The organism is Rhizobium sp. CB2179 (assembly GCF_057653455.1).
Genome location: NZ_CM172781.1, coordinates 346723 through 363101, shown reverse-complemented (window position 1 = coordinate 363101; position 16379 = coordinate 346723). Strand labels below are relative to the sequence as shown.

15 protein-coding genes and 1 pseudogene are annotated in these 16379 nt (G+C 59.6%); all 16 read right to left on the bottom strand.

Features of this window, described 5'->3' with window-relative positions; genetic code table 11:
- Positions 1-92 precede the first annotated feature (92 nt).
- The 16 genes and pseudogenes from flgD to AC244Q_RS01765 all read right to left on the bottom strand — a co-directional run bounded on the left by flgD (position 93) and on the right by AC244Q_RS01765 (position 16196).
- Positions 93-527 carry a flagellar hook assembly protein FlgD gene (flgD, locus tag AC244Q_RS01840; protein ID WP_012756079.1) on the bottom strand — a complete coding sequence of 145 codons (435 nt, stop codon included), beginning with the start codon at positions 525-527 and terminating at the stop codon, positions 93-95.
- Positions 518-967 carry a flagellar biosynthesis repressor FlbT gene (gene flbT, locus AC244Q_RS01835; protein WP_012756078.1) on the bottom strand — a complete coding sequence of 150 codons (450 nt, stop codon included), beginning with the start codon at positions 965-967 and terminating at the stop codon, positions 518-520. Before flbT ends, flgD begins: the two co-directional genes overlap by 10 nt.
- Positions 964-1311 (bottom strand): flagellar biosynthesis regulator FlaF, encoded by a 348-nt coding sequence (gene flaF / locus AC244Q_RS01830; protein ID WP_003556569.1) that lies wholly within the window; start codon positions 1309-1311, stop codon positions 964-966. Before flaF ends, flbT begins: the two co-directional genes overlap by 4 nt.
- 34 nt (positions 1312-1345) lie before the next feature.
- Positions 1346-2398, bottom strand: coding sequence for a flagellar hook-associated family protein (locus AC244Q_RS01825; RefSeq protein WP_128406387.1), 1053 nt, complete (start codon positions 2396-2398; stop codon positions 1346-1348).
- Between the two features lie 3 nt (positions 2399-2401).
- Positions 2402-3889, bottom strand: coding sequence for a flagellar hook-associated protein FlgK (flgK, locus tag AC244Q_RS01820; protein WP_113546499.1), 1488 nt, complete (start codon positions 3887-3889; stop codon positions 2402-2404).
- Positions 3890-3908: 19 nt separating this feature from the next.
- Entirely contained in the window at positions 3909-5207 is a 1299-nt protein-coding gene (locus AC244Q_RS01815; protein WP_012756075.1) for a flagellar hook protein FlgE, read from the bottom strand.
- A gap of 122 nt (positions 5208-5329) precedes the next feature.
- The gene (gene rem, locus AC244Q_RS01810) at positions 5330-6001 is read right to left on the bottom strand and encodes a transcriptional activator Rem (protein ID WP_003545558.1); all 672 of its coding nucleotides are present in this window, start codon (positions 5999-6001) and stop codon (positions 5330-5332) included.
- A 280-nt stretch (positions 6002-6281) separates the two neighbouring features.
- Positions 6282-6839, bottom strand: coding sequence for a transglycosylase SLT domain-containing protein (locus tag AC244Q_RS01805; protein ID WP_012756074.1), 558 nt, complete (start codon positions 6837-6839; stop codon positions 6282-6284).
- Positions 6787-8221 (bottom strand): annotated as a pseudogene (gene fliK / locus AC244Q_RS01800) (flagellar hook-length control protein FliK). The gene AC244Q_RS01805 and the pseudogene fliK overlap by 53 nt, the downstream one beginning before the upstream one ends.
- A complete protein-coding gene (gene motC / locus AC244Q_RS01795) occupies positions 8218-9513 on the bottom strand; it encodes a chemotaxis protein MotC (RefSeq protein ID WP_012756072.1) in 1296 nt (431 codons plus the stop codon). The pseudogene fliK and the gene motC overlap by 4 nt, the downstream one beginning before the upstream one ends.
- A 4-nt stretch (positions 9514-9517) precedes the next feature.
- Positions 9518-10849 carry a MotB family protein gene (locus tag AC244Q_RS01790; protein WP_113546501.1) on the bottom strand — a complete coding sequence of 444 codons (1332 nt, stop codon included), beginning with the start codon at positions 10847-10849 and terminating at the stop codon, positions 9518-9520.
- Positions 10846-11475: a FliH/SctL family protein gene (locus tag AC244Q_RS01785; protein ID WP_113546502.1), complete on the bottom strand. Its 630-nt coding sequence runs from the start codon at positions 11473-11475 to the stop codon at positions 10846-10848. Before AC244Q_RS01785 ends, AC244Q_RS01790 begins: the two co-directional genes overlap by 4 nt.
- Positions 11476-11677: 202 nt before the next feature.
- Positions 11678-12640, bottom strand: coding sequence for a flagellin N-terminal helical domain-containing protein (locus AC244Q_RS01780; protein WP_012756069.1), 963 nt, complete (start codon positions 12638-12640; stop codon positions 11678-11680).
- Positions 12641-12940: 300 nt separating this feature from the next.
- Positions 12941-13852 carry a flagellin N-terminal helical domain-containing protein gene (locus AC244Q_RS01775; protein ID WP_012756068.1) on the bottom strand — a complete coding sequence of 304 codons (912 nt, stop codon included), beginning with the start codon at positions 13850-13852 and terminating at the stop codon, positions 12941-12943.
- Between the two features lie 247 nt (positions 13853-14099).
- Positions 14100-15008, bottom strand: a complete 909-nt coding sequence (locus AC244Q_RS01770; protein WP_011650481.1) for a flagellin N-terminal helical domain-containing protein — start codon at positions 15006-15008, stop codon at positions 14100-14102.
- Between the two features lie 282 nt (positions 15009-15290).
- Positions 15291-16196 (bottom strand): flagellin N-terminal helical domain-containing protein, encoded by a 906-nt coding sequence (locus tag AC244Q_RS01765; protein WP_012756067.1) that lies wholly within the window; start codon positions 16194-16196, stop codon positions 15291-15293.
- Positions 16197-16379: the final 183 nt, after the last annotated feature.

The window sequence follows — 16379 nt, the reverse complement described above, 5'->3', positions numbered from 1 at the left end:
CAACCTCATATCGCCTTGAAGCAGCCCCGCCGTGGCCGGACCGCCATTGATTGGTATCACCCGAGCTATGCGGCGCACCGGCGCCGTGGGTATCAGGTATCGGTCGACGTCGTCGGCGCCTTGTCGGCAACGGTGATTCCCGCCTGCACGAGTATATTACCGCCATCCGTGGTCGTCGCAATGATTCCGTCGGAATAAACCTTGACGGATTCGATGGTGCCTTTGACGGTGCCGTCGGCGCTTTCCATGTATTTGCCGACGTAGCTGCTGGCCTGGGTGAGGCTCGAACTGGCGAGCAGCGTGTCCAGCTTGGTGTTGGTCTGGATCGTCTGCTCGACCTGCGAGAAGCTCGCCAGCTGCGACATCTGTTCGCTGGCGTCGACCGGATCGGTCGGATCCTGGTTCTTCATCTGCGCGATGAGCAGTTGAAGGAAATTGTCGTAGTTCAGCGTCGCCTTCTGCTGGGCCGTGTTCGTCGTACTCGTCGAACTCGTGTTGGCCACGCTTGATGTTGCATCTACCGCCATGGTGCAATCTCCCTGCGAATCTGCTCGACCATCGTCGGCGGCATTTCGTGGTTGTTGAGGATATTGTCTTCGATCGCGTAGAGGCCGCGGATCGCCTTGAGTGCATCGAAGGCGCGACCAGTCGAGACGAGCGCATCGATGCGCTTCAGTTCGGCGAGGATCTCTTCGTTCTTGAAGCAGGTGAGCAGCATGGTGATCGACTTGCGGAACAACGCCGTCGAGTGGTCCTTGCCCTCTGGATTGATGAGGATCATCTGCGCGATGAAATAGAGCTGACGCAGCGGCGTCGTGGCGCCCTCCGGCTGGAGGACGTGGTTTTCGAGAAGGAACGTCACATCATTCAGGAATTCCAGCGCGACCTTGCGGTCGACGCGCAGGACGGCGCCGTTGATGAAGATTCTTTCTCCGGCTTTCAGAGAAATGCGAAGTGTACTTTTCATTTAAGTCCATCCCTGATGATGGTGGTAACGTCGATGATGCCCTGGTAGTTATTAGACTGACGTTTTCTGATCCTGTCGCATTCCTTCAATATCCAGATCGCGATCGAGATGAGGTTGGCCCTCAGCCCGATCTCCAGCTGGTTGTCGGGATGTTTGAGATCCTCGATGAAGCTGATCCAGACCCGGCGGGTATAAAACAGGGCTTCAATGGCTTCCCGGCCGTATTTTTCCTTTTCGCGCGCCGCCGCCAGCAGGTCTATGGACCGGTCAAGAACCTGCCATTCCCGCTCTTTCGCGTCGGCCACCGAGTCCTGCATGACTTCGGCATATGAGAACTGATACATTCATGCATCCTTCTTTATTGCGCGCCTTTGATCATCAAAGGTAGTTTACTAGACTCAACTGCTGGATCTTCGAGACGATCGTGTAAGCGGTTTCAAGCTGCGTTTCCAAAGTCTTGACGAGGGTCGAGGCTTCGTAAGGATCGACGCCCTGGAGATCGACGAGCTTGTTCTTGATGATGTTCGATTGAGCGTCGAGAGCGTCGTTGGACTTCTTGACGCGCTCTTGGGAAAGGCCGAGCTGGCTTGCCTGGGTCACGAGGCCCCTGGTCGCCTTCGTCGTATAGCTGATCGCCTGCTTGGACACAGTGCTCATCGCATCGCTGCTGAGGCCCTGACCCAACAGCGCCGAGGTCATCACCGAGGCGAGCGCGAAGTAACGCATGCCCTCGGAATTGGCATTGGTCGAGGATTCGATCACCTCGGAGTTGCTGATGCGGCTCGTCATGTTCTGGCTCGATGCCTGCGACCAGCCGGTCGTCGGGTCGGTCCAGGCGGCCTGGCTGAACATCGGCTCTACCTTCGTGGTGATGAAGGTGCTTATTTCGGCGCCGGTGAGAGCACTGACCGCCTTCGGCGGGACGAGAGCGGCGGCGTAAGTATTCAACTCCGTGACGATGGCGGCACTGGTCGCGGTCGTCTTGTCGGTCAGCGGCTGCACATCGGTGTTGATGCCCGAGAACAGATATTCGCCGTTTACCATGGTATTGGCCGTGTCCATCATTGTGGACAGGGCGCTGGTCGCCGACTGGATGGCGACGGTGATGCTGCCGGGATCATGGCTGCCCTGGAGCGCCGTCAGCTTCGAAACGAGGCCGTCGCCGACATCCTTCATCTTGGAAAGGCCGAGCTGCGAGGATTCCATGCGCGCGGTGACAAGCGAATTGCTTGATTTGATCGAGTCTATCCTGTCGACCTCGCGGCTGAAGTCCACGCTCCTGGCGGCGTTGCCGCCGAGCGAGACACCGATATCCGCATAGACTCCCGTCGTCGCTTCCATCGTCGCCTTCGTCATCTGGTTCTGCGCCTGACGGATCGTCAACCGCATCGCATTCTGAATGGCCGAACTTGAAATAAATGAGCTCTTCATGGCTTAACTCGCAATATCCAGCAATGACTTCAACATTTCGTCAACGGCGTTCAAGATCTTGGTCGCCGCCTTGTAGGACTGCTCTATGTCGAGGAGCAGCGTCAGCTCCTCGTCGAGGTTGACGCCCGTCTCGTTGGAATAGGCTTCGTCAGAGCGTGACAGCGCCGCCGAGGTGTTTTCCGCTGCCGTCGTGGCATTGCTACGGTACTGTTCGAGCCAGCCGAGGGAATTTGTGGCGAATTCCATGATGCTGACGTTTGAATCGATGCCTGTCGTGGCGTCGAACCCGACAGGCGTCCCCGCCGCTGGATCGAAATCGATGTCGGAGCCCAATGCGGTATAGAGACGATCGAGTTCCGTCGTATAACCGCTGGCGCCTGACGTGTTCAGGACGAGGCCGGTGGCGTTGACGCCGCCATCGCGCAAGCGCATCGGATCGCCGCCTTGCGAGGTGATGACGCGGCTGCTGACTGTGATGGTCGCCGCCATGCCGGCAACCGCGGTGGCGCCGGTATCGACCGTGCCGCCGCTCCAGGTGAAGAGGCCGGGCACATAGGCCGGGCCGGCTGCCGTGTTCTGCTCCTTGAAGAGCGAGACCAGGCCGCGGGCGACTTCGTCGAGCTGCTTCTGGAAATTCGGGGCGATCTCGTCGCGGACCTGGAGGAGAGACTGAAGGCTTCCCTGCCCCGTCGTCGTCGATCCGCTGCCGCGTGGAAGTGCCACACCGTCAACATAGACCGAATTGCCGGTGATGGTCGCGGTATAGACATCCTGAGACTTGAACGTCACCTTGCGCGGGATCGTCTCGAAGAGGATCGTCCCGTCAGAGGTGCTCAGCACCATGTCGTTATTGTCGCGCGTCGTCGTGTTGACACCGACGATCTGCGAAATCTGCTTGAGAGCCTTCTCACGCTCGTCGAGCGCGCCGGATGCATCCGCACCCGAGGCCGTGGCGGTCTTCACCGCGTTGTTGGCCTTCTCGAAGTCGTTGAGAAGCGTATTCAGTTTATCGACGTCGGTGGCGATCTGCTTGTCGGCGGTGGCGCGGACGTTCTGAACGGATTGCGAGGCATTGTTCAGCGAGTTGGCGACGTCCTGCGCGGCGGTGATGGCGCCCTGAGCAGCGACGGTGCTGCCCGGCGTCGTGCGGAAGGCCTGAAGCTTCTGCTGGAAAACACCGAGATAGGTGGATGGCGACGTTTCGTAGTCGTTGCCACCCACGATCGACTTGAGGTCCTCGAGACCGCCGAGCAATGCCTGCTGGGCACTGTCGTGAGAGGATGTCTTCAGGTATTGGCGCAGCAGCGCCTCTTCCTGCGCCCGATCGATCTTGACGACCTGTGCGCCATTCAAGGACGTGGTGAGCATCGCCTGCCGGCGCACGTAATCTTTGTTGCCCGCATTCGAGATATTGTTCGATACGACACTGCTCTGAGTACCCGTATTGTTGAATATGTTCTGCGCGGTATTAAGTGCGGATGTGAGCGACATGGCTTACCCGGTACCTTGCTTATCTCTTGAGGTTGACGAGAACGTCCATAATGTCGGATCCCGTCTGAAACACCTTGGAATTGGCGGTATAGCTGCGCTGCGATTCGATCATCTCGGTCAGCTCGCCGGCGAGGTCGACGTTCGAACCTTCGAGAGCGCCTGATTTGATCGTGCCGAGACCGTTGGTCTGCGGGAAGCCGGTGACGGTGACGCCCGACTGGCCGTTGGCGCTGTAGACGTTGCCGCTCATCAGCGTCAGCTTGTCCGGGCTGGCGACATTGGCCAGCGGAATGCGATAGAGCGGCTTGGTGCTGCCGTCTTCGTATTTCGCGTAGACGATGCCGTCGCCATCAACCGTGACGTCCTTGACCGGGGTCGCTGCCTGACCGTTCGGCGTGCCGGTGCCGGAGAAGTCGGCACCGAGCTGTGTGAAGGCGGAGAAGTCCATGGCAATCGTCTGACCAGTCACTGGGTCGACGATGTTAACGGCGCCGCCCGCGGTCAACTTGCCGTTGGCGTCGAAGCTGAGCGTTCCGGTGCCGACAGAGGCGGTGCTGTAGGGGAAGGAGGTCGTGCCGCCCACCGCAGCATCGGCGTTGCGGAACATCGACACTTCCCAGGTGGCAGCCGTAGCGGGCGTTGCCGGCGGCGGCGTAACAACTGTTTTTTTCGTGAAGTAGAAGTCGTACATCACCTTGTTGCCGAGACGGTCATAGGCGACCATCGAGACCTTCTTGGTGTCGGTCGTCGTCGTGGCGAGGTTGGCGCTCGGCAGCGTCGCAGGAGCGACCGGAGCGATCTTGGCATTGGAGTCGAGGTTGCCCTTGAAGATACCCGAGGTCGAGGCGATGGCGGTCAACCCATCCTGGTTGACGTTGACGGGAACGAGGCCATCGAAGCCGTTGACGACGACAGCAGGAGAGCCGGAGTCGTAGGAATAACCCATCAGCATGAAGCCGGCGGCGTTGACGAGATTGCCTTCGTCGTCCTTGGTGAAGTCGCCGGCGCGGGTCAGAACCGGGGTGCCGTCAGGACCCTGGACGATGAAGAAGCCGTCGCCTGAGATTGCAAGGTCGGTGCTCGACGTGGTGTAGGAAATATCGCCCTGGTCGGAGACGGCTTGGCGGACGGAGGTCTGAACGCCGCCGGAATTGTAGTTGCCGCCCGAGGAGGGCAGAACCAGCGACGAGAAGCTCGTCGACACGGCCTTGTAACCGGTCGTGTTAACGTTGGCGATGTTGTCGGCGACGGTGCTGAGGCGGTTGGCCTGCGCGTTCATCCCCGATACTGCCGTCTTCATGCTGCCGAAAATGCTCATCTGAAAACCTCGCTTTACCTGTTATGCACGAGAGTATTTGTCGGGCCTTGCGTGAAGCTGTCTGTCATGCGAGCTGCGAGGCCGGATATGCGGTTCAGCCCGGCGCCGCCCGGCCGAGAAAATCAGGCCCAATCGATGCAGTAACCAAGGAAGCGCTTGGAATCGACCGGATCGACGCCGAGCTTTTTGCGCAGCTTCTTGCGCAGCTTCGAGATGTGGCTTTCGACGACGTTCTCCTCGACCTCTTCATCGAAGATGCCGTAGATGGCGTTGAAGATCTGGGTCTTGGTGACGCGGCGACCGCGATTGGCGATCAAATATTCGAGGATGCGGCGCTCGCGCCGGGGAAGTGCGAAGACTTCGCCGTTGATCTCGGGGTCACGGCCATCCGAGAAGACGCGAATCCCGCCGATCTCGGTATAGTTGGTGATCGCCTTCAGCCGGCGCCGGATCGCAGCCGCCCTTGCGAGGATTTCACGGGGATGCACCGGTTTGCGCACCACGTCGTCGACGCCGCAATCGAACAGCGCAAGGGTGTTTTCGAGCGAGTGCTGATCGCTGACCGCAATCACCGGCGCCATCGACCGATCCCGGATCGCCCGGGGCAGTTCGAAGTTGCGCTGGCCTTGACCGATCAAGAAGGCCTCGACTGCAGCTATATCGGAATCGGCGGCGGTTTGTACCCACTCGCCGAATTCCGCTGGATCAAAGCCGGTGGAGGGAATGCCCTCACGACCGAACAGAGATGTGTATCCATCTTTCACGAGCTCACGCTCATCAACCACTACGATCATTCGTCCGCCTCCGAATCAGTGTGGCACTTCGATGATCTATGGGTACGAATCGCACGAATCGGCGACAACTCGTTAAAGTTAATGGCAGAAACTAATAATTGATTAAGATTTGGGTAGCGATTTGATCTATATCTAGTGGGTAGCCCTAAATATACCCACCAAAATTTCGTGGAAAAGTTAACAGTCGGTTAAATATGACTTGCGCGGGGGATTCACGCCGGATTCCTGCCACATTGTGACACAGTTTCGTCACAATACGCCTCTTCTATCTTTAGTTGAATCAATTTCGGCAAAAGTTACTCGCATTGAGAGTCCATTTGCCGTAACCCGTGGCGACGAGATTGGAGATGACGCGGCAGACATATTGCTTCTGTGCCGGATTATTGTTCGGTCCGGCATGGTATCTGGCTACCGCCATCGTCCATGTCTCGTGACGGTCATGCAGATTGCGGAGGAATTTTGCCGCATACTCGACGTTGCGATGCGGGTCGAACATCTCCTCGGCGGACCGGAAATTCTCGCCGTGAAAGTAATGGTTGATCTGCATGCAGCCGATGTCGATGAGCTTGGCGCCGCTGTTGCGGGCGACATCGAACTGTCGCATCGCGTCCTGCTCCGAGGGCGGAAAGATCGCCTTGCCTTCGACGTTCATGGCATAGGGATAGAGCGAGCCCTTACGGCCGGTTTCCGTCAGACCGACCGAATAGAGGATCCCTTCCGGGATGCCGTATTTGGCCGCTGCCGACTGGATCTCGCGTTCGCAGGCGCCGGTGGAGGCGGTCGCCTCAGAGGTAAACGCCGCCAGTACCGCTGCTGCCGCCAGCACGAGCGTCTTCAATACCAGTCTCGCCTGCGCCATTGAAGCCTCCGTCCGTCCGCTGTGCCGTCTGATTGTGGCGCTCGCGCGCCTCGCCGCCCTGCCCCTGCTGGGGGGGGCGACTGCTGCTGGGAGGCCTGGCCCTGGTTGCCGGCGTCGGAACGCTCGACCGGCGCCATGCTGATGGTGACGTTTTCGACCGCGTAACCCTGGCTGCGCAGAGCTTCGAGAATCTTGCCGTGATCTTCCTTCATCTGACGATAGGCGGCCCCGGTTTCGACCTTGAGGTCGACGTTCAGGGCGTCGCCGGACAGGCGCATGGTCGCCGTCACCAGACCGAGATCGAGCGGGTTCATCTGGATCTTCAACGTATTGACCACCCTGCCGGTGCTCGTCCATTCCGCCGTGTTGGAGAGCGCCGAGCTCGGCTCCATGGCGCGCGCCCATTCGGAATCGCCGGAGAGAGCGGCGGTAACGGCAGCGGAATTCGAATTCTGCATCAGGCCGATATAGCGGCGCGATTCGAGCACCGAAACGTTTTCGACATCGGCCTTCTTCGAGCCATCTTTCGGACCGACCTGATCGGTGCCGATGTGGACATCCATCGAGACGCCGCGGCCATCGGCGCGGCTGATCCTGAATGTCTTTCCATCGGCGGCTTCGGCAGCCTCCGATCCGGGAACCTTGATATTATCCGCCTTGCCGCTCTCGACGTTGCCGCTGACGGCGGCAAGAGCGTCGGACGCATGGCCGCCCGCCTTGGCTTCGATACCATCGATTTTTTTGTCGGCAGCTCCAGCCTCGTCGACGTTTGCAAAGACGTGATGCGCGGTGGCCGCCGGCAAAGTCACGGTCCCGTCGGCAGGCTCCTGCTTCAGCAGACCCAGAACATCGGAAATGCCGCCGTCATCATCGTCGCTGGCCTTATCCGTATCGGTTTCCAGCGCGTCGGCCTTGGTGTGTTTGCCGCCCTTGGCTGCCGGAGCGACCCCGTTTGCGGAACTGTCCTTCGGATCGAGCTTGCCGAGGCCGAGATCGGTCGGCATTTTGATCTCGGCCTTTACCGGCTTCGCCGCGGCCTTGTCAGCACTGACGATCGTTTCCGGCTGCGCCTCCGCCTGTGCCTTCAGCGCGGCGTCGCTAAGATCGATCAAGGGCTTTGCGCCGTTGCGGCCGCGGATCGACTGCGCCGCTTTCTCGGCGCTGCCATCGGCTGCCACGCCCTGATTCGGCTGCGCATCGTCGGCATCGTCATTGGCAGCACTGCCGCTTGCCTTGGCCAGCGCGTCGGAGAAGCCGTTCTTTTGGCCGGCGGCATCGTCTTTTCCGGCCGGTCGCGCAGATTTCGCAGTCGCGGCGGACTCCGCACCGGGGGCTCCGCCCGAGACGCTCATATCCATCATTGTTCGTTGCCTTCCTGCGCCAGAAGACCGTCGATCTCGTCGAGCTTGGATCGATTGGTCGTCACAAATGCGTTGAATGAGGGGTCGGTATCCTGGCTTTGGCCAGTCGATGCCACACCTCCCGGAACAGGCTCGGGAAGCGCGCCTGGCGCTCCCGGTTGCGTGGCTATAGCCGCAGCCTTTTCAGAAGTGATTTCTTGATGGTCAGTGTTAGGATCCGAGGCTTGCGTCAGGCTTGCCGGGTCGGGAGCGCGCAGGATCTGGTCGGCGACGGACCGCGCGGCCTCCTGCAGCGCCTGATCCCGCGGCGAAAGCGCGTTGCCGTCGATGCCGCTGACATTCTTCGCCGCCTGATCGATATCCTCCGTAGGAAGGCCGGCCATTCCGCCATAGAAATCTGCAAGCGAACCGAATGGATTGTCGGTGCCGGCGCCAAGCGACTGCACGCGACCGACCGCCATGCGCGCCAGCTCCGGCTTGCCTGATATCGCGGCAGCGCGGGCGATGCGCAGATAGACCTCGCGTTGGCGCGGGGCGTCCATGAAGGACAGGATGTCGATGACATCCTGCGGTTTCACGTCGTGATCGTGGCCGACGACGAGCGTGACGAAAAGATCGGCGAACTGGCTGGCATAGGGCGAATGCAGGAAGCGTCTGACATAGCGCTGCGAATAGGCCATTCCCCTGTCGAGCATTCCCTTGTCGACGCAGATGGCGACGGAGCGGCGCAACGCCGCCTCCTCGACGATCGTACCCGGAGCGGCAAGACGCGCCTGGTCGTAGAGATCCAGCGCGTCTGTCGGTTTCGTCGCGATCAATACGTTGCCGCCGATCAGGGCAAGGTAGGGGCCGATCTTCTTGTCGCGATATTCTCTGGCCGTCTCCTCCAGTGTCTTGGCGACGAGCAGCCCCTTGCCGCTCAGATATTTGCGCAGCACATCGGTGACGCGGTTGTCGAAATAGCCGTTGACGTCATGGGCGATCAGATATTCGAGTGTCTGGGGATTGCCGCCGCTCATCGCGTAGATCAGCGCTGCGTCGACGTTGCGGTCGTCGTCGAATGTCGAAGGATCGACAGTGCGCAGCCGCTCGTCGATCGTGCCCAGCATGAAGCGTTGCATCTCGCCGGCCGAATGATCGCCGCTGACGACGGAATCCTGCACGAATTGCAACGATCGCAGCATCTTGTACGGCGCGAGATCGTCCGGATCCTGCGCGTTGCCTCCGGCCGGCGAAAGCATCGCCAGGCCGAGGGCCACAAATCCGACGTAACGGTGCTGCCGACGCGCCATTCGACTATCCTTGATCCGCCTGCACCAGGATCTCGATCCGGCGATTGGTCGCGTTGAACGGGTCAGACGGCAGCTTCAGCCGACGATCGGCAAAGCCGGAGACCTGGGAGATGCGTTTCTCGTCGAGCCCGCCGCGTACGAGCATGTAGTAGGCGCTTTGGGCGCGATCCATCGAAAGCCGCCAGTTCTCATTCTGCGTGCCCTTATACTGGCGACCATCCGTGTGGCCGCGGACGGCAACCGCACCACCCCTCTCCTTCAGGATCGCGCCGATCTTTTCCATGGCCAGCACCATCTCCTGGCGCGGAACCGCAGAACCGATATTGAACATCGAATCGTCGGTCTGATCGGAGATGCTGACCAGCAAACCGCCTTCGGACGCCGTCACGGTCAGACCTTCAGCGAGCTTGCCGGCAACGCCGCCGATCTGCTGGGCGATCTGCGCCTGCAGCTGCTCTGCTTCCTTCTGCTGTTGCTGTTCGGTTTCGGCCGCGATCTTGTCTGCGTCTTTCTGATGATCGGCTGCCTTCTGAGCTTCGGCCTTCTTGTCCTCGGGCGACTTGCCAGCCGGCGCTTTGCCGTCTTTGGCTTCGACCGCGCCCTTGGTTTCCTTAGTTTCTTTGGTTTCCTTGGCGGCCTTCTGATCGGTGGTCAGCGGTATAGGCTTCATATCCTCGACCTTGGCGATCTCGGTTGTCTCGCTCTCGACCGCCTGCTGGTCGCTCTTGCCGGGCGGCAACGTCTTGCCGGCGGTGGTGACTTCGACCTGTTTCGTCCAGAAATCCGGATCGAAGGGATCACGATAGGCCTCGCCGCCATCGGCGCCGGTGGCCGGGCCGGAATCGGCGGCACCGCCGTCGCCCTTGGCGCTGACATTGGCCTGCTGGCCGACTTCCTGGGCGATCTCGGCCAGAACCGAATAAGGATTTTCGAAGAAATCGGCCTCGGAATAATTGGTTTGGTCGCCTGAGGTCGATGTCTGGTCGTCACCATCCGCCGCGGCCTTGCCGTCGTTCGGATCTTCTTCCTTCTGTTTCGACTTCTCCTGCTTCTCTTCGCCCTCGGCGTTGTCGACGGGCTTCTTCAGGCCCTTCTCGGTCGGCTTTTCGTCGGAGAGTTTGATCGGATTGAAATAGGTCGCGACCGAGGCCTTGGTCTCCTCGTTGGCGGCATTGACCAGCCACATGACCAGGAAGAACGCCATCATCGCCGTCATGAAGTCGGCATAGGCAATTTTCCACGCACCGCCATGGGCGCCATCGTGATCACCGCCGCCATGTCTCTTGACGATGATGATCTCGTTCTTGCCGTGGTGGTGGTTTTCGCCTTCGCTCATTCGAGAACTTTCTTCAAGCTGGCCGCCCAGGCGGACATACGGGTGACGATGACGGCATCACCGATTTCGACGGCAAGATCGATATCGTCGGTCTCAATGTGGCGAACCGCCTCGGCATGTTCGCCGAGTTCGGCCTTCAATATGTCGAAAAGCCGGGTCGGCCCCCTGACGACGACCGCTCCGGCCGCGCCTTCGAGGATCGCGTCACGCAGCAGAGAGGCGAGGCTTTCGGCAGCCTTGGCGGCAAGCGCTTCGGTCATCACAGGCGCGATGGCAACGGCGGCGCCGGCGCTGACCAGTTGAGCGATCTCTTCGGCGATATCGCGGATGCGGGATGCAATGACCGCCGCCGCCTCGACTTCGTAACGCAGCTTCAGCTCTTCGAGTTCACGCGCATGGACCTCCGCCAGCATCCGCACCTCGCGCTCGTATTTCTCAGTCAATTCCACGGTCGCTGCGGCATGACCTTCCGCATAGGCTTCGCGGCGCTCCGCCTCGACGTCGATCGCCGGTTCGCTCGCCATTTCGGGGAAAGCGTCGCTGCCGAAATCGTCCATCTCGAGGATCGGCGCTGACGATTCCGGTTCACCGAAATCCTTCAAATACCGGGAAAGCGCAATGCTCATAAAAAACCATCCAGCATTCGGGAGGCATGCAACATGCCCGCCCCCGCTCAAAGTGACGTTGTGCGTCGGCATCCCCTTCGAAACGGGCAAGAGCCTGACCTTGCGCCGGCACGGATTCGGACGATGCCTTCATGCCGGAAACTAGGCAGTCAAACTTGCGCGAGGATGAATGGCGCCGCTGCACCCGTGATCGCGCCCGCCCCTATTCCAGCAGGATCAGGATCTTGCTTGCGGCCGTGTTGAGGATCGAGATCGCTTCGACGGCCATCTGCTTCTGGGTTTCGATCGCCTTCTGCCGGATCGAAGCCTCGTCCATGTCGGTATCGACGAGCGCACCGACGCTTTTGTCGATCGAATCGGACAGATTGGCGGTATAGTCGATCTGATCGTCGATGCGCGTCTTCATCACGCCGATGGACGCGGCCGTGGTCGTCAGCGAGGAGAGCAGCGAGTCGGTCACGTCAAGCATGTCGGTGAGTTGTGCATCGGTCGTGTTCTTGCCAATCGCAATTTCCGTACCTGTCGCCGGCGTGGTGGAGTTGGCGTTCAGCAGATAATAGTTCCGCGACGTCGCGCCGCTGTTGTTGATCGCGTTGGCATCGACCGACTTGGTCAGCAGGCCGCCGCTCGCATTGTTCTTGTCGATGAGGATGGTCTGCGAGGATGGGAAATCGATGGTCTGAGCCTGATATTCGCCGGTTGGAGCGCGCACGAAACCAGAGATCACCTGCCATGTCGGCGGCGCGGCGGCATCGCCGTTCAACAGCCAGTTTTCACCCGCAAACGACGTCGATTCGACGACCGTCTGCAACTGCTCCTTGTATTCACTGATCTCGGCGTTGATCTTGTCCTTGTCGGCGCCTGGTTCTCTTGCCGAAACCAGCTTGGCGCGAATCTCACCGATGAGATCGATCGCGGAGTCCATCGCCGTGTAGGTCGCATCCACCTTGGCAGCGCCGAGGCCGAGCGCATCTCCGATCGTTCCGAGATTGGTGCTGTCCGAACGCATGACGGTCGCGACCGACCAGTAGGACGCATCGTCGGCGGCCGTCTCGATACGATATCCCGAGGATACTTGCTGTTGGGTCTGGCTGGCTTCTTTGTTTATGCTGCGCAGCACCGCAAGCGCATTCACCGCGGCCGCGCTGGTAATCTTAACGGTCATCGACAGGTCTCGGAATCGGGGTGAAAGGGCAGGCCGGATTGCCGGCGGCGACTGGGGTGGCGTCATGCCTCCGGCAGAGTTTCCACCGGTGTGTCGCAAAGCAAATCAACTCAAAGCGAAGTTAACTCGATATCAACCGGTTGGGCAAGAGCCTGGCGCCGAGCCCGGCGCGTCGCCAGAAATTTCGATCAAGCCGTTGATATAAAAGGAAGAACCGCGCCGTTTTGAGGCGCGGTCCGGGAGGCTTCTCGTTTGCGGCCAGACGACGGCGCAAGATTCGGTCCAGCTTCAGCGCCTGACTTAGCTACGGAACAGCGTGAGGATGTTCTGAGCGCTGGAGTTGGCGATCGACAGCGACTGGATGGCCAGCTGTTGCTGGGTCTGCAGAGCGCTGAGCTTCGAGGATTCTTCTTCCATATTGGCGTCGACGAGGCGGCCGACACCGGAGTCAATCGAATCGCTGAGCGCGCTGACGAAGCCTTCTTGCAGCTCAATGCGAGTGGAAATAGAGCCGAGCTGCGATGCAGCCTTGGTCATCGCCTCAAGGCCTGCCTCGATTGACGTCAGGGCCATGGAGATCTCAGGCGAATCGAAGTTGGTGATGTCCATCGAGTAGATCGAGCCGATCGTACCGGATGATGTGCCGATAAGGCCGGAGCTGGTCTCGATCGCGCCGGTCGAGTCCATGCCGAAGAGAACGTTGCCCGTGGAGCTCGTGTCCAGAATGTAGTCCGTCGTCTTGACCGAGACATTGCCGTTGCCATCGCGGACGAACGAGGAAACGACGCTCTTGGTGCCGTCAGCGCCCGCGACCCAGTTTTCACCGGAGAAGGAAGCCGATTGCGCGATGCTCAGGAGCTGCTGCTGCAGCTGGCCGATTTCTTCCTGCACTTTAGCCTTGTCGACACCCTTTTCGGTTGCAGCGACGATCTTCGCCTTGATCTCGCTGATGACATCGATGGCACTGTCCATGGCGGAGTAAGCGGTGTCGACCTTGGCAGCGCCGAGGCCGAGAGCGTCGGAGACAGCCGAGAGAGCCTTGTTGTCGGAACGCATGGTCGTTGCGATCGACCAGTAGGCGGCGTTGTCGGCCGCCTTCTCGACGCGGTAACCCGATGATACGCGGTTCTGCGTATCCTCGAGGCTGTCGTTGATTCCGCGAAGTGTTTGAAGAGCGGCCATTGCCGCAACGTTCGTCAAAATGCTGGTCATGAAATGATTGCCCCTTGTTGGCAGATGGAAAAAAGGGACATTCCGGAAAGCTACCGGGAACGGGGACCAGCCTCATGCCTGTTAACCGGTTCTTAAATTTGGTTAACCCACCGTCTCGTTGACCGCAGAAGACAGCATTATGGTTAATCGATCGTTAACGGACATTAAAAAAGCCGCGCTCCATTGAAGCGCGGCTCGATTCCGAGATGCCCGCCGGAGACCGGCGGGCTGATGTTTCGGCGGGTTATTAGCCGCGGAACAGCGTGAGGATGGTCTGCGAAGAGGAGTTCGCGATCGACAGCGACTGGACGGCCAGCTGCTGCTGGGTCTGCAGGGCGCTGAGCTTGGAGGACTCTTCTTCCATGTTGGCGTCGACGAGACGGCCGACACCGGAGTCGATCGAGTCGCTGAGAGCGGACACGAAGTTTTCCTGCAGTTCGATGCGCTTGGAGATCGAGCCGAGCTGAGCGCCGGCGCTGGTCATCGCCTTCAGAGCCGATTCAACGTTAGTCAGAGCCGACTGGATTTCGCCGAGGGTGAAGTTGGTGATATCCATTGCGTAGACAGAACCGGTCGCACCATTCGAAGTACCGAGGATACCCGTGGAGGTTTCGACCGAGCCGACGCTCATGCCAAACAGAACGTTGCCCATGGAGGAGCTGTCGAGAACATAGTCGGTCATCACGACCGAAACGGCGTTGGAGCCGTCACGGACGAAGGAGGCAACGACGTTCTTGGTGCCGTCAGCGCCAGCAACCCAGTTTTCACCGGAGAAGGAAGCCGACTGAGCGACGCTCAGGAGCTGCTGCTGCAGCTGGCTGATTTCTTCCTGGACCTTGGCCTTGTCGACGCCGCTTTCAGTGGCGGCAACGAGCTTGGCCTTGATGTCGCCGACGACGTCGATGGCGCTGTCCATAGCAGAGTAAGCGGTGTCGACCTTTGCAGCGCCGAGGCCGAGAGCGTCGGAGACAGCCGAGAGAGCCTTGTTATCAGAACGCATGGTCGTTGCGATCGACCAGTAAGCAGCGTTGTCCGAAGCCTTGCCGACGCGATAGCCGGACGAAACGTGGGCCTGGGTTTCCTGGAGACCCTGGTTGATGCCACGGAGAGTCTGGAGGGCTGCCATTGCAGCGTTATTGGTGTTGATGCTCGTCATAGTTTGCTTGCCCCTTGTTGGCAGATTTTAAACAGGGACATTCCGGATTTTCGGCCGGCCCACAGCGATCAGCATCATGCCTGTTAACCATTTCTGTTAAGGTTAACTCGCCGTTTCGATGGGCCTAGAAAACACCAAGATGGTTAAGGAAAGCTGAATTCGAATTGGAAATTACTTAAAAATATCTGAGGCTTAGAAGGATTTTCATTAACCTTATATTAAAATATTTCGCGGCCGGGGATGACCCGGCCGCGAAACTTGGAAACCTTGTGTCGACCGGTCTTAGCGGAAGAGCGACAGGATGTTCTGCGAAGAGGAGTTCGCGATCGACAGCGACTGGATCGCCAGCTGCTGCTGGGTCTGCAGGGCGCTGAGCTTGGAGGACTCTTCTTCCATGTTGGCGTCGACGAGACGGCCGACACCGGAGTCGATCGAGTCGCTGAGAGCGGACACGAAGTCGTCCTGGGCGTCGATGCGGCTGGAGAGCGAGCCGAGAGCAGCGCCTGCGCTGGTCATGGACTTCAGAGCTGCTTCAACGTTGGTCAGAGCCGACTGGATCTGGCCGGCGGTGAAGCTGGTGATGTCCATCGCGTAGATCGAACCGGTCGCACCGCTCGAAGTACCGAGGATACCCGTGGAGGTTTCGACCGAGCCACCGCTCATGCCGAACAGAACGTTGCCTGCAGAGCCGCTGTCGAGAACATAGTCGGTCGTGGTGATCGAAACGGCGTTGGAGCCGTCACGGACGAACGAGGAGACGACGCTCTTGGTGCCGTCAGCGCCGGCAACCCAGTTTTCCCCATTGAAGGAAGCCGACTGAGCGATGCTCAGGAGCTGCTGCTGCAGCTGACCGATTTCTTCCTGGACCTTGGCCTTGTCGACGCCGTTTTCAGTGGCGGCAACGAGCTTCGCCTTGATGTCGCCGACGACGTCGATGGCGCTGTCCATGGCGGTGTAAGCAGTGTCGACCTTGGCGGCGCCTACGCCGAGAGCGTCGGAGACGGCCGAGAGAGCCTTGTTATCAGAACGCATGGTCGTTGCGATCGACCAGTAAGCAGCGTTGTCCGAAGCCTTTTCAACACGGTAACCAGAAGAAACGTGGTTCTGCGTGTTGTTCAGGTTCTGGTTGACGCTGCGCAGCGTCTGGAGAGCGGCCTGTGCGGAAGAATTCGTGTTAATGCTTGTCATAAGTCTGTCCCCTGGAAACTAGATACAAAAAGGAGGACATACCGGACTATAGTACCGGCGATGACGGACCAGCTTCATGCTACTCGGCGCCTGTTTTGTTTGGCCCAAACCCGTCATGTCCAGGGCAATCTCGCAGCCAATGCTTGCCAACTCCTTAAAAATACGGACCCTCGGCCGGCTCCT

Excerpts from the sequence above, each read along its gene's own strand:
- flgD (WP_012756079.1), bottom strand. The coding sequence starts at position 527 with ATGGCGGTAGATGCAACATCAAGCGTGGCCAACACGAGTTCGACGAGT.
- flbT (WP_012756078.1), bottom strand. The coding sequence starts at position 967 with ATGAAAAGTACACTTCGCATTTCTCTGAAAGCCGGAGAAAGAATCTTC.
- flaF (WP_003556569.1), bottom strand. The coding sequence starts at position 1,311 with ATGTATCAGTTCTCATATGCCGAAGTCATGCAGGACTCGGTGGCCGAC.
- AC244Q_RS01825 (WP_128406387.1), bottom strand. The coding sequence starts at position 2,398 with ATGAAGAGCTCATTTATTTCAAGTTCGGCCATTCAGAATGCGATGCGG.
- flgK (WP_113546499.1), bottom strand. The coding sequence starts at position 3,889 with ATGTCGCTCACATCCGCACTTAATACCGCGCAGAACATATTCAACAAT.
- AC244Q_RS01815 (WP_012756075.1), bottom strand. The coding sequence starts at position 5,207 with ATGAGCATTTTCGGCAGCATGAAGACGGCAGTATCGGGGATGAACGCG.
- rem (WP_003545558.1), bottom strand. The coding sequence starts at position 6,001 with ATGATCGTAGTGGTTGATGAGCGTGAGCTCGTGAAAGATGGATACACA.
- motC (WP_012756072.1), bottom strand. The coding sequence starts at position 9,513 with ATGGCGCGTCGGCAGCACCGTTACGTCGGATTTGTGGCCCTCGGCCTG.
- AC244Q_RS01790 (WP_113546501.1), bottom strand. The coding sequence starts at position 10,849 with ATGAGCGAAGGCGAAAACCACCACCACGGCAAGAACGAGATCATCATC.
- AC244Q_RS01785 (WP_113546502.1), bottom strand. The coding sequence starts at position 11,475 with ATGAGCATTGCGCTTTCCCGGTATTTGAAGGATTTCGGTGAACCGGAA.
- AC244Q_RS01780 (WP_012756069.1), bottom strand. The coding sequence starts at position 12,640 with ATGACCGTTAAGATTACCAGCGCGGCCGCGGTGAATGCGCTTGCGGTG.
- AC244Q_RS01775 (WP_012756068.1), bottom strand. The coding sequence starts at position 13,852 with ATGACCAGCATTTTGACGAACGTTGCGGCAATGGCCGCTCTTCAAACA.
- AC244Q_RS01770 (WP_011650481.1), bottom strand. The coding sequence starts at position 15,008 with ATGACGAGCATCAACACCAATAACGCTGCAATGGCAGCCCTCCAGACT.
- AC244Q_RS01765 (WP_012756067.1), bottom strand. The coding sequence starts at position 16,196 with ATGACAAGCATTAACACGAATTCTTCCGCACAGGCCGCTCTCCAGACG.